Raw genomic sequence first — 13,047 nt, 5'->3', positions numbered from 1 at the left:
GATGAGATTTGGATGAATCGTCATCGCGCTTCAGGTTGTTGTTGACGCATGATCTTTCCGGAAAACCGCTTCACACTTTGCGCTATCGCGGCCCTGCGGGTCTGGATCATGCTTTAGTTGATGGTCGGGTTGTCGAAACGCTTTTCCGCCTGTGCGATCACGATCTCGATGTGTGCCGTATGGTGCCTTGCCGACAATTCGCGAGCGGCCGCCTGATCCCGGCTCCATCCCGGCTCACCGCGCGCACGCCGCTCCCGATAATCGATCAACCAGACGGTTTCTCCATAGGTCAGGCCCACGAAGACGTCGCGCCCCTCGGAGTCCGGCCCCAATTCGCTCAAATAGGTGACGTGGCTACGCAGCTTCTCTGCCGTCATTGCTCATCTCCTCGCTTGGCCGTTTGCTAGGTGGCCGGTCTTCGCAGAGGAATGATCTGCGCCGAGCGCACCGGCGCCGGAAGTTCGGCTGACGTCGATTGCGGTGCTTTTTTGGCCCTGAACTTCGTCCAACGAAGTCCGGGCGTGTAGCCGTAGAGCACATTGAGCCAGGTATCCGACAGCGTCGCGCTCGTGAAAGGCAATTCGGGCAAGTTCCAGTCAGCGTCTCTCTCGATGCCAGGATGCATAGGCACTCGAACCGCCGACCCCGCCCATACCAGGCCGCCGGCTGGCAATTCGACGTATTCGCAGCGGTCCCGTTCGGTCCATTCCTGGACTGAATGGGCGAGACTTCTGGGATGATCGGCGGAGAAAAGGCCGACGATCCGATGACTGTCAATTGAGCGGACGAGATAAGCTGGCATGGCAAAGTCCAAAAATTGAATATTGCCTATTTTTCCCGATCTTGCCAAGCCCCTTCGTACCCGTCGAGCGTGCACCCAGTGATAAGTGCCCGATGATCTCGTCCGGTATTGCTGTGCGGAATCTCGAAAGAAGGCCCTACTCATCGACGTTCAGATGAACGCTTTTTCCTTTTCTTCCCGCAATCTCAACCGAATGATTGATGCTCAGCGGGCCGGTTCGATACACTCGGCGTGATTTACCAAACAAGCGGTTTTGGTTTGACCTAGATCAATGAAACCGCAGACTCGAACAACCGGGATTTTGCATTTCCCTCCCGGGGCTGGAGCAGCGCCGTCCGCCACTGGATTTCGAGCGGACGGCGCTGTTGGAATTTCGCGCCGGGACCAAACAAATGGCGGCCATCGCCCGGAGCCCGGTCTTAAAGAAGACTTGTCATAAAGAAGATTGGGCTATCGGTCTTCGGGATGAAGCGCAGCCTTCATGCGCCGCAGTCTGGCTATTCTCCACATGATCTGCTCGACCAAGCCGTCGTCGAAATCAGACAGCTGAACGACGAGCTCCTTGAATCTTTGAATCTTCCTGTCGAAGATCGAGCAACGATCACACATCGTCTGCAATTGCCCTGGCGAAATGGCTGCTGACTCGGCAAGCAAATCAAAAAATATCGAGCTGAAATTAATGATCGTAACGCCGGCCGTAAAGGCCGCGCGCGGTGGACTCACGATGTACGTCCTGCGACATGGCCGCGCTTCGGCGGAGAGCAAGATCGAGCGGCTTTTGCCGTCAGGCCATGGCGCCCTCTCAAGAAGAACAGGTGATTTGTGCGCCCAACCCGACGTGACGGCAGCCCGCTCCCGGCAAGTCGCAATTGCAGGCGGGCATCGGTGCTGAGGATCTCCGGCAAATCTCGCGCCGGCAGCCTCTACCGTCGAAGTGTGGATGAGGGCGATCTTTTCCGGTCCACATAAAGCTCTATAATAAACTCTTTAATCGACGCATTTAATCGATAGGTATTGCCTTGCCATCATCCATCGAATTGATCGTTGCCTCTCACGTGGCACTCAAGGACCGGCGCGGACTCGAAGAGCTGCGCGAGCATCGGCGCCAGTTGCTCGATCAACTCCGGACCGTGTCGGGCATCGATCCGATCCGGACCATCGAACGGCTGGAAGACGACATTCGGGCGATCGACGAGGGGCTCGAGCAACTCAAGCCTCCGCCGGGAACGTTGCCCGAGAACGAATGGCGCTAAGCTCGGATCCGCGCTTTCAAAAGCAGGCCCGTCTGCCGCTCCATTTGAAGCGCCAGCTGCTTGCGTTCAAATCTAAGAGCGGCCTGTTGGTCGAGCGTGATGTGCCCCTCGCGCTCGAGAATGTTGATGAGAAAAACCTGGTCCTCAATATGCCGTTGGCGCTTGTGGATATCTTCCATGAGGCCCTCGAGCTCGGTTCGAAGATCTGGATTCACAATTCATGCCTTTCAATCTCACGCTGAAATGCATCCACTATGTGTCTGAGACCTTAAGCAAAGTTTGCATCCCGATGGCTGCCTGTCCCTCCTTAATTTGAATGCGCGTCCGTTTATTCCGGAAGGCCTGCTGCCCGAGGTATCATGAGGATGGACCCGGGACATCGCCCAAACGTATGCGAGCAGGTCCGGGCCACGCGTTGATGACCGGCGATTGAAGGCAAGCCGATTGCAGGTCCAACCTGTCGGCCGTTTACGCACCCTGGTATCCGAATCGGCAAAGGCCGGATGATGCCGGCCGACCCGGGGCGGCCTCCAACGCCGAAGTCGGGGAAAGCATTCAACCCGCGGCAAAATTCCCCGCTCTGCCTGCCCTTCCCGCCCATATCCGGAACCGGGGGCCTGGAGCGACCCTCACATCGCAGCACAGCGGCAGCGCAATTGATTAGTAAAATCAGGCTGCTAAGGGGCAGGTTACACGCACAATTTGTGCAACGCAGCAGGCCGTTATCGTTGTCGATGAGGGGGTATTGGTTGGGCCGCCTGAGCCGGCCCGTGTTGCTCGCGCAACGGACGTCGGATCGATTGCTGCAAGCTGTGACTGAAATGTCATAGGTAGTGCCGTAGCATTTTGCTAATTCTTCCTAGGCAATAATATTTGTTAAAAGACGTTTATGGTGGGGACCATGAAGCCGGCGCATTTAGCCTTCGCAACGATCATCCTGGCCGTCGCCCCCGCGAAAGCCGAGCAATTTTCAATCAATGATGCCTTGAAACAGGCGATGCAGACCAACCCGGGGGTGGGTGAGGCCTCGGCAAACCGCCGCGCAACCGAGAGCGAGCTCCGCCAGACCCAGAGTACGCTGTTACCGCAGGTCCGCATCGACGCCAGCTATGGACCGGAAAAGTTCGACCAGTCGCCCGGCTTCATAGCGCCGAGCATTGCGGTTCCAACGACCGGATCAGGGCCGTGGCGAAACGGAAGCCAGGAATCCGTCGTCGTCCGTCAGCTTCTTTTTGATGGTTTCACCTCGATCCACGAGGTGTGGCGTCAAAATGCGCGCGTGAACGCCGCCGCGGCACGCGTCAAGGAACGCACCGAGCTCATCGCCCTCGACGCCGCCGAAGCTTACATCGACGTCGTGCGTTATATGCGCCTGGTGACCTGGGCCCAGCAGAACGTCGCCAATCACGAGAAGATCTTCTCGAACGTGAACTCCCGGTTTTCGGGCGGCCGGGCCGGCGAAGGCGACCTCGAGCAGTCGAGGGAGCGCGTCGAAAGTGCTCGCGCGGCGCTCGCCGAATTCCGCCGCAGTCTCGAGGACGCACGGGCGAAGTACCGCAAGGTGGTCGGCATAGAGCCTTACAATGTGCGTTTCCCGGGCCCGTTGAGGGGGCTGCCGGCCAGCCGGGATGAGGCGCTCGCGGTCACGCTGCGGTTCAACTCCACGATCTCGGCGGCCCAGTCCGACGTCGACGCCGCCAAGCACGCTTTCAAGTCCACGGACGGCCTGTTTGCCCCGAAATTCTATCTCGAGGGTCGGGCGACGCATTACGACAACGCGTTCCCCTATGTTGCGGCCGCCGGCTCGCCCGCCGTCACCCATGAGGACTACAGCGGCAAGGTGGTGATGTCCTGGGACATCTTCCGCGGCGGCCAGGACGCCTGGAACCGCTCGGAAAAGGCCGAACGGTTCACGGAAGCGACCGCACGGCACGCCCGCCTGCAGCGGGATGCCTATGAGTCGATCGACAAGGCCTGGAACGCCCGCACGGTCACGCAGACCCGCATTGCCGCGCTGACCGGCGAGCTGGAGGCGGCCCGGAAGACCATCGCCGCCTTCCAGAAGGAATATGAGCTCGGCCAGCGCTCGCTCATCGACCTCCTGAACGCCCAGAACCAGTTCTTCAATGCGCAGGTTTCGCTGACCTCGGCGCGCGCGGTTGTGGTGTTTGCCGACTATCAGTTGCTCGCTGCGACGGGAACCCTGATCGAATATCTGAAGGCCCCTCCCCCCGTTGACGCTGCTCCGACCGATCTCAACCTGTTCGGCCTGCCCGATTACAAGGCGCCCACGTTCCGCTGGACGCTGCCGCAGAGCGGCTCGGAGCCGCTGCGGACTGCTGTCCCGGCGCCGACGGCAGCGCCCGTCCGGCTGTCCTATGCTGCGACCGAGCCTGCCACGTCGGCTTTCGGCGATCGCTGGTCCGGGGAGCCGGCTTCGTCCGCCAAGGTTGCCGGCGTGTCGGCCTGGTTTGCGCAGCGCCAAGGCTCCGGCGGGCCGATCGCGCTCGACAGCTCGGCCGGCCAGCGCAGCTCATATGCCGCGGCCGAGAAGCCCCATTGGCTGCTGACCGCATTCTCGCCGATTACAAAATAGCAACGTCGGTCGAACGACCATTGGAAAGCCCGCACTTTGTGCGGGCTTTTTTGATTTCGGCCACCCCCGATAACGCACGGATAGCCTTCCGGGCGCGCGGTTGTTAATCGTTAATCTCGACCGCTCAAATAAGTAAATGAATTAACTCGCAGTTTGTCGTAGTCTTTCGACGACTTTGCCAAGTTCGCGTCATCGCTTTTCATTTAAGGCATATCAGCTTGCTGTTTCGTCAAACAAAGACGGCTTCGGCCCAAGGTGCGCGCCCGAACAACATCGGCGAAGAGTCCGCGGCGTCGGCCCGGGCCGAGAGGATGGAAGCGAAACAAAGCGATCCCCTGCTGGACTCGCTCATCTTTCTGGCCGGACATCACGGCAGAGCCGTGACACGCGATGGCTTGCTCGGCGGCCTGCCCATCCTCGATGGGCGTCTGACGGTTTCGCTCTACGAACGCGCGGCGCGCCGTGCGGGCCTCGAGACCGAGGCCACCAAACGCAAGCTGCTGGATATCCCGTCTCTCGTTCTTCCGGTCGTTCTGATCATGAAGAACGGAACGACGCTGGTCCTGCTGAGCATCGACGAAACCAAGCGTACCGCCAGGGTGATCGATCCAAGCAACCGGCCGTATGTGCCGCAGATGCTGACCTTCGACACCATCGCTGCGGGATATACGGGTTACGCGTTTCTGGTCCGGGCAGCCGCCGAGTCGGACCCGCGAGCCGTCGCGGCCGGCAGTCTTCCCCGGCAGCACTGGTTCTGGTCCGTCGTAAAGGCCCATTGGCGCAACTACGGACACATCGCGCTGGCGGCGCTGCTCATCAACATCCTCGCCCTGGCCATGCCGCTCTTCACGATGAGCGTCTATGACCGCGTCATCCCGAACGGAGCGATCCCCTCACTCGTTGCGCTCTCGATCGGCATGGGCCTTGCGATCGTCTTTGATCTGATCCTGCGGATGGTCCGGAGCAAGATGATCGACGTGACGGGCAAGACGATCGATGTCGTCCTAGCCGCCAACATTTTCGAACACGTCATGGCCGTGAAGATGTCGCAGCGGCCGACATCCGTCGGCATTGTTGCCAACCAGCTTCGGGATTTCGATTCCGTTCGCGAGTTCTTCACCTCGGGCAGCGTCGTCTCGGCAACCGATCTGCTGTTTGCCATCCTGTTTGTTGCGGTCCTCTTCCTTGTCGCGGGGCCGCTGGCCTGGGTGCCGCTCTTGATGCTGCCGGTCATGATCGGAATTGGCCTCGTGCTGCAACGCCCGCTCAATCGGGCGATGAAGCGCTTGCAAGCCGAATCGGCGGCCCGCCATGGCGTGCTGGTGGAATCGCTCGCCGGCCTCGAAACCGTGCGCGCCTCGGGCGGTGAAGCGCGGATGCAGACGGCCTGGGAGCGTTCGGTTGCAGCGACAGCCCGCTCCGGCGAGGCCGTGCACTTCTGGTCATCCCTGGCGCTGACGGCGGCAAACTCGGCGCAGATGTTGACCAGCCTGCTCCTGATCGTGATCGGCGTCTTTCTGATCCAGAACGGCACCCTGACCGTCGGCGCCCTGGTCGCGGCGAACATGCTCGCCGGCCGGGTCTTGGCGCCGATTGCGGGCATCGCATCCGTGATCACCCGCGGCACTCAGACTTTCTCGGCGCTCAAATCCATCGATCGACTCATGACTCTGGAGCGGGAACGTTCGCCGGAACGAACCTATCTCGCCAGGAAGATCGAACAAGGCACCATCAGTTTCGAGAACGTCTCGTTCACCTACCCCAATGCGCCCGGAAAGGCGCTGGACAAGGTCACCTTCAAGATTCAGAGCGGCGAGCGCGTTGGAATCATCGGCCGGGTTGGTTCGGGAAAGACGACCGTTGGACGCCTGTTGCTCTCCTTCTACGAGGCACAGGATGGCCGCATCCTGGTCGATGGCGTCGACTCGCGCCAGTATGATCCCGCCGACCTGCGCGCCGGCATCGGCTTTGCGATGCAGGACACCGATCTGTTCTTCGGCAAGCTGCGCGACAACATCACCTTGGGCTATCCGGCCGCGACCGACGAAGAAGTGCTCGCGGCCTCGCGCCTGGCCGGCGTCGAAAGCTTCATCGCAGGCCATCCCATGGGCTACGACATGCCCATCGCGGAGGGCGGCCGCAGCCTCTCGGGCGGTCAGAAGCAAGCCATCGGCCTTGCGCGCGTATTGATCCGCAAGCCCAAGATCCTGTTTCTGGACGAGCCAACCGCCCATTTCGACGTCCGCAGCGAAAGCGAGTTCCTCGAACGGCTGAAGAAACTCGACGATGCGCAGATGACCATCATCATCTCCACTCATCGTCTCTCACTGCTGACCATGGTCGACCGGCTGCTGCTGTTCGACAACGGCCGGCTGGTCGCCGACGGGCCACGCGACCACGTCTTGAGCCTGCTGCAAGGCAAGACTCCGTCGGCCGAGCCGGTCGTCAATCCCAGAGTGGTTCAACAAGTCCCGCCGGCGCAGAAGTCCAATGTCAGCTGATTTCGCTTACGCCAACGATATCCGCGCGGCCGTCCGATTGAGAACGCCGCGGACCTCCCGCATGCTGCTGTGGGCGTTTCTCGCCCTCCTCTCCACATTCCTGATCTGGGCTCATTTCGCCGTGCTCGAAGAGGTCAAGCGCGGAAATGGCAAGGTGGTGCCCTCGCGGCAGATTCAGGTCGTGCAATCCCTGGAAGGCGGCATCGTCGGCGACATCCTGGTCCAGGAGGGAGCCGTGGTTCAGCAGGGGCAGTCCCTGATGCGGATCGACGACACCAAGTTCGCTTCCGAGTTCGGCGAGATACGGGAGCGCCGTGCCTCGATGGCGGCCCGCCTCGCGCGGCTCGACGCCGAAGCGAAGGGCCGTAGCGAGATTGTCTTCCCTGACAAGATCGAGGAGGTCGCTCCTGCTGCCGTCGCGACGGAACGGAGCGTCTTCAAGACCCGCGCCCTCAAGGTGGCGCAGGATGTGGACGTTCTCAATCAACAGATCGCCAGGCTGACCCAAACATCAGGCCTGCTCGATCGCGAGCTCGCGTTGACGCGCAAGCTGTACGAGCAGAAGGTCGTTCCCGAGATCGAAATGCTTCGGCTGGAGCGTCAATCCGCAGAAGCCAAAGGCCAGATCGCCGAGGCCAAGGCGAAGATTGCGACCACGATCTCGACCTTCCGGGCGCAGGCGGACGAGGACCTCGCCAAGTCGAGGGCCGACCTCGCCGTGCTCGACGAGAACATCAAGTCCGCCCAGGACAGGGTGCGCAGGACGGACCTGCGTTCGCCGGTTCGCGGCATCGTCAACAAGCTGAACGTCACGACGATCGGCGCGGTCGTTCAGCCCGGCGCGAACCTCATGGACATCGTTCCGCTCGACGATACCTTGCTGGTCGAAGGCAAGATAAGGCCGCAGGACATCGCCTTCATCCGCCCTGGCCAGGATGCCGTCGTCAAGATCTCCGCCTACGACTCCTCGGTTTATGGTCATCTCGCCGGCAAGGTCGAGCGGATCAGCGCTGACACGATCCTCGACGACAAGGGAGAGGCGGCGCAGCGGCCGGAGACCTACTATCGCGTGATGGTTCGCACCGACAAAAACCATCTCGGCACGGAGGAAACTCCGCTTCCGATCATTCCGGGCATGATCACGACCGTCGAGATCCTGACCGGCAAGAAGAGCGTTCTGGATTACATCATGAAGCCGGCTCGCACCTTGCGCGACGAGGCCCTGCGCGAGCACTAAAGCGCGATGAGATTGGGATGAATCGTCATCGCGCTTTAGGTTGTTGTTTCAGCATGATCTTATCGGAAAACCGCTTCGCACTTTTCCGGATCATGCACTAGATCCGTCCCTCGACCGCCTTGCTTAATGCGTCCTTAATACGCGATCGCAAGCTTTAGCATTGCCGGTGGGGCGCGGTTCATCCCACCGGCTCATTCCTGGCCGTCCCCTCCCCGGTCTTAACCCGACTTAAGCGCGCCCACGCGCACGCTGGTTCCCGATAAACAGGTCGGGATGATGATCAGGCGCGTAAAGACGCCGGCGCCGTCCCGAAATATGGGGACGGTCAATGAAGTCGCGTTGTGGACAGCGACGGCAGGGCATTCTGGCGTTTGCGGCGGCCATGCTGGTTTCGCTCAGCGGTGCTGCGACCTCGGTGGCGTTTGCAACCGATGTCGGGCCAGCCGGGCCGCGTGAGATCGCGCCCGGGGCGGACACTATTCAGGCGCCCGCGACGTTCTTCACGATCAACGCGGTGCTGGCAAAGCTCGACCGCGAGCGTGGCCGCGGGCCAAATGCCATGCGTCTGGCAGCGCTGACGCCTCCCTCCCCCACGGCGACGGATGCCCAATCAGAGGCCGCCTCTCCTGCCGGCGCACCGCCGCTCGGTCATGAACCCTTCGGCCTCTTCGCGTTCCGGGCCCCCGACAATGCCATCTGGCACAAATGGCGCACCGTTGAAGCAGAGATCGCCAACGAGCAGGCCCTACTCGAACGCTGCCGGTCCGATGCCGCGAGCTGCCCGCCTAACGCTGCGCAGTTCCTTAGGCTCGTCGGGGCGGTCAAGGCGAAGTCCGGGCGAGCTCAGCTCGAGGAGGCCAATCTCGGCGTTAACACCGCGATCCGCTATGTCAGCGATCTCGTCCAGCATCGGGAGCTCGACCGCTGGAGTTCGCCACTGGCGAGCTTTGCGACGGGCAAAGGCGATTGCGAAGACTATGCGATCGCCAAATACGCCGCGTTGCGCGAAGCGGGTTTCCCGGACGCCGACATGCGCCTGCTCCTCGTCCGCGACCGTACCGTCCGGCAGGACCACGCGGTGCTCGCGGCTCGCCTCGACGGCCGCTGGCTGATCCTGGACAACCGGTGGGCGGGCCTGCGTGAAGACAACGGCGAGCTGAACTTCGCGCCGCTGTTCGCGATCAATCACGACGGCGTGCATCTGTTCGCCAAGCCTTACGCGAAGGCTGCGCCGGTCGACGGCGAAATGGGCGGTATGCCCGCTGCAGCGAGCGGTGAGGAGAGCTATTGGACTCGCCAAGACACCCTGGGCGACAGTGGCCCTGCTCTAGGCTCACTGCCGCTCTTGCTCTGATGCTACCTGTCCAATCCAACACCTCAAGCGACGTGGATCGCAGAAGGCGCGATGCCCGTCGACATGTGTGCAAGAAGGACCTGATCAGAGCCAGTTCCGTTGGCCGAATACCACAGAGTATTGTCCGAGGTATTCAGGTAGAACTTGTCCGCACTCGTGCTTTCGGTCCAGCCAACTCCACCAGTGGTCGGAGCGCCGTTGCCAGAAGCAAACTGCGTCGCGGCGTTGATGAGAGCGGCTGTGTTGATGGTGAGAGCCTGGTCAGCCACGTCGACCACGATGCCATCGGTACCGGAAGCATTGAAGTCGGCAATCGACACATTGGTTGCGCCGTCCCCATGTAGCACAAAGGTGTCGTTGCCGCCGCCACCCGTCAGGCTGTCGACACCCGCGCGGCTCGCGATCAGCACGTCATTGCCATTTCCGCCGATTAGAGTGTCGGTGCCGCCCGCGCTGTTGGCGCCGCCATCCAATATGCTGCCGGTGTTCAGAGCCGTCAGCGTATCATTGAATGCCGAGCCGATCACGTTCTCAAAGTTGCTGATGGTATCTCCGGCCGCCCAGCCCCCGCTAACGGCGTTTGTCTGGAGATTGACGTTCACGCCGGCAGTCGAGTGTTCATAGTCAATCGTATCGTTGGTGCCGGTTCCTCCATTGAGCGTCTCGATCGAGCTCGTTGCTCCAAGCACTTCCGGCCCGGTGGTACCGGTCAATGTGTGTCCGCCGCCGATCAGGGAAATCGTAAGGGGATCTGCAGTGCTGGCGAACTGATCACCATCGCCGTCAGTTACGGTCAGAACGAAGTTAAGCGATGTAGTGTCAAGAGTGGTTACCGAGTTGTACCGAATGGTCTCAATGTCCACAGTCGGGTCATCGGTGGCAAGCGCAGAAGCAATCTTCGTTAAATCGATATCATGGAAGCTTGTCAGGCCGAAATCCGAAGCTTTGATGTCGATGATCGGTGAACTGGCATTGATAACGTAAGTATGCGTGGCCCCTCCATCCAGTGAAACGGTAAACTCAGAGGTACCGCCCGCCTGGAACTTGCCGAGACTAAATTGGACCTCCGTCTGGGCGCCTGTGAAATGGAAGGTCATCAGCTCGTTGGCTTCGAAATTGCCATTTTGGACCGCGATTCCGTTGGCATTCACAAAGACGTTCTCATCGACATGACCGCCGCCGGAGACGTCGAATCCGTCGATGCTAATGTCAGGCGTGGTGCCGGCAGGCAGCGTAGCGCCGTCATAGAAGCTCGTTCCGACGATGAACATCTCCGGATTGTAGTTGCCCGGCTTAGCCGTGGATGCGTTTGCCAGGACTGTATGTTCAAATCCGGACGTATTGATGAGATTGAAGTCGTAGGTTCCGTTCGCGTTGACATCCAGCGTGAAGAACGAAGTCGTCAAGCCGACGTCTGTAAAGGCAAACATCTCTGCCTGTTGTGTCGCCGCGTTAAACTGTGAATATTCGTAGAAAGTGTACGGCGACGTTCCACCGGAAACGTCGATCTGAAACACATGATGACCTGATATGATCCCCAAATCGGTTTGAGCATACGTCAAACCGGACCCTGTCGATGGGATTGCAATCGCTATCGCCGCTGCCGCGTTTGGTCCATCCGCGCCAAACACTGGCTGCCAAGTGCCATGCACCTCGCTACCCGCAACAGTATTCAAGATCGCGTCTTGGATTGAACCGGCCGTGATGCCCGGCGTGTCGTCGTTGACCTGAACCGTCAGCGCGCCCGTCGCCGTGTCATTGTCGCCGTCTGTCACCGTGAAGCCGATCTGGACCGACAGATTCTCTTCCGTCGTGCCGATCGTCGGCGACACCAGCGGCTCCGACATCGTGAACGTGTACGAGCCGTCCGCGCCCACATCCAGCGTGAATACCGTGTGGCCCGAACTATCCCCGATCGCCGTGTAGATCGTGTGACCACCCGCAGCCGTCGTCGTCGTGTAATGCAGCGTCTCCTGCGCCGCCAGGCCATTGGCGTCCTTATAGATCGCCTTCAGCCCCGAGGGCGCGGTGAAGCTCACCGCCTGCAGTCCGTCGGCGCCTGCCGAAAACAGCGCGCCCGCAGCTCCCGTCGCAACCGTGTTGTTGGTGACGTCGCCCGTGCCACCCGGATTTCCCGGGAACAGCGTTTGCGCATCGTCGTCCAGCACTGGCGTCGCCGTCACCGTGCTGGCCTTCGGGCCGTCGTCGTGGAACAGGATCTGGCTGCCGACATTCACCGCGTTCGACGAGGCCGTGTCGGCATCGCCGTCCGTCACCGTCACGACCACCGACAGCGCGCCGTTGGTCAGGCTCGTCGTCTCGTCGTAGCTCGACCCGCCGGTCGGATTGTGCAGCGACAGATACTGTTCGACCGTCACCACGCCGGTCGTGCTGTCCATCGAGATCGCGAACGCGACCGTGGTCGGCTGACCCGCCACCACGCCCAGCACCAGGGTCGAGGAGATCTGCACCAGGTTGACCTGCGTGCCGTCCGTCAGCGTCACGCCCGAGTTGCCGGCCACCGCTGCCAGCGCGTAGCTGGTGCTGCCGCTCGCCGCCGGACCGTCCGCGCCGAATGCCGGATTGATGGTCACCAGCGCGCTGCCGCTCGACGCCGTCGAGATGTAGCCGGTACCGGCAACGTCGAGGTCGTTGCCCGCCGTGTAGCCGGCCGGGATCAGCGTCGCCGGCGTGCTCGTCGGCGGCGAGCCCGCATTGGTGTTGCCTTCGTCCAGCACGACCTGCGATGAAGCGTTCACGGACGCCGTCACCGCCGGACCGTCGTCATGGAACAGGATCTGGCTGCCGACGTTCACCGCGTTCGACGAGGCCGTGTCGGCATCGCCGTCCGTCACCGTCACGATCACCGACAGCGCGCCGTTGGTCAGGCTCGTCGTCTCGTCGTAGCTGGTCCCGCCGGTCGGGTTGTGCAGCGACAGATACTGCTCGACCGTCACCACGCCGGTCGTGCCGTCCATCGAGATCGCGAACGCGACCGTGGTCGGCTGCCCCGCCACCACGCCCAGCACCAGGGTCGAGGAGATCTGCACCAGGTTGACCTGCGTGCCGTCCGTCAGCGTCACGCCGGAGTTGCCGGCCACCGCCGACAGCGCGTAGCTGGTGCTGCCGCTCGCCGCCGGACCGTCCGCGCCGAATGCCGGATTGATGGTCACCAGCGCGCTGCCGCTCGACGCCGTCGAGATGTAGCCGGTACCGGCAACGTCGCCGTCGTTGCCCGCCGTGTAGCCGGCCGGGATCAGCGTCGCCGGCGTGCTCGTCGGCGGCGACCCTGCATTGGTGTTGC

General features: G+C 61.5%; 10 protein-coding genes. 5 read left to right on the top strand and 5 right to left on the bottom strand.

What is annotated here, in order from left to right; all coding sequences use genetic code 11:
• Positions 1–113: 113 nt before the first annotated feature.
• From JQ592_RS27855 to JQ592_RS27845, 3 genes are all read right to left on the bottom strand, one after another.
• Positions 114–377 carry a hypothetical protein gene (locus JQ592_RS27855; protein ID WP_211405981.1) on the bottom strand — a complete coding sequence of 88 codons (264 nt, stop codon included), beginning with the start codon at positions 375–377 and terminating at the stop codon, positions 114–116.
• A 26-nt stretch (positions 378–403) separates the two neighbouring features.
• On the bottom strand, positions 404–802 hold the full coding sequence (locus tag JQ592_RS27850) for a hypothetical protein (RefSeq protein ID WP_211405980.1): 399 nt from the start codon (positions 800–802) through the stop codon (positions 404–406).
• A 450-nt stretch (positions 803–1,252) separates the two neighbouring features.
• Entirely contained in the window at positions 1,253–1,525 is a 273-nt protein-coding gene (locus JQ592_RS27845) for a hypothetical protein (protein WP_211405979.1), read from the bottom strand.
• Positions 1,526–1,857: 332 nt separating this feature from the next.
• Between JQ592_RS27845 and JQ592_RS27840 the strand changes: the two genes are divergently transcribed.
• Complete coding sequence (locus JQ592_RS27840; RefSeq protein ID WP_349630503.1) at positions 1,858–2,055, top strand: hypothetical protein; 198 nt, start codon at positions 1,858–1,860, stop codon at positions 2,053–2,055.
• Here JQ592_RS27840 and JQ592_RS27835 read toward each other — a convergent pair.
• Entirely contained in the window at positions 2,052–2,234 is a 183-nt protein-coding gene (locus JQ592_RS27835) for a hypothetical protein (protein ID WP_211405977.1), read from the bottom strand. The two genes, JQ592_RS27840 and JQ592_RS27835, sit on opposite strands and share 4 nt — an antisense overlap.
• Positions 2,235–2,956: 722 nt before the next feature.
• On the opposite strand from JQ592_RS27835, the gene JQ592_RS27830 reads away from it, so the two are divergent.
• From JQ592_RS27830 to JQ592_RS27815, 4 genes are all read left to right on the top strand, one after another.
• A complete protein-coding gene (locus JQ592_RS27830; protein WP_211405976.1) occupies positions 2,957–4,651 on the top strand; it encodes a TolC family outer membrane protein in 1,695 nt (564 codons plus the stop codon).
• Positions 4,652–4,962: 311 nt separating this feature from the next.
• Complete coding sequence (locus JQ592_RS27825) at positions 4,963–7,152, top strand: type I secretion system permease/ATPase (RefSeq protein ID WP_246820715.1); 2,190 nt, start codon at positions 4,963–4,965, stop codon at positions 7,150–7,152.
• Entirely contained in the window at positions 7,142–8,389 is a 1,248-nt protein-coding gene (locus tag JQ592_RS27820) for an HlyD family type I secretion periplasmic adaptor subunit (protein WP_211405975.1), read from the top strand. Before JQ592_RS27825 ends, JQ592_RS27820 begins: the two co-directional genes overlap by 11 nt.
• A 328-nt stretch (positions 8,390–8,717) precedes the next feature.
• Positions 8,718–9,743, top strand: a complete 1,026-nt coding sequence (locus JQ592_RS27815) for a transglutaminase-like cysteine peptidase (RefSeq protein WP_246820714.1) — start codon at positions 8,718–8,720, stop codon at positions 9,741–9,743.
• Positions 9,744–9,766: 23 nt separating this feature from the next.
• Here JQ592_RS27815 and JQ592_RS38615 read toward each other — a convergent pair.
• The coding region (locus JQ592_RS38615) for a DUF5801 repeats-in-toxin domain-containing protein (RefSeq protein WP_211405974.1) at positions 9,767–13,047 on the bottom strand (3,281 nt) is incomplete at its 5' end.

This window comes from Bradyrhizobium iriomotense, from assembly GCF_018129405.1.
GTDB classification, from domain to species: Bacteria; Pseudomonadota; Alphaproteobacteria; order Rhizobiales; family Xanthobacteraceae; genus Bradyrhizobium; species Bradyrhizobium iriomotense_B.
The sequence above is the reverse complement of the archived record's forward strand: the minus strand, read 5'-3'. Positions and strand labels throughout refer to the sequence as shown.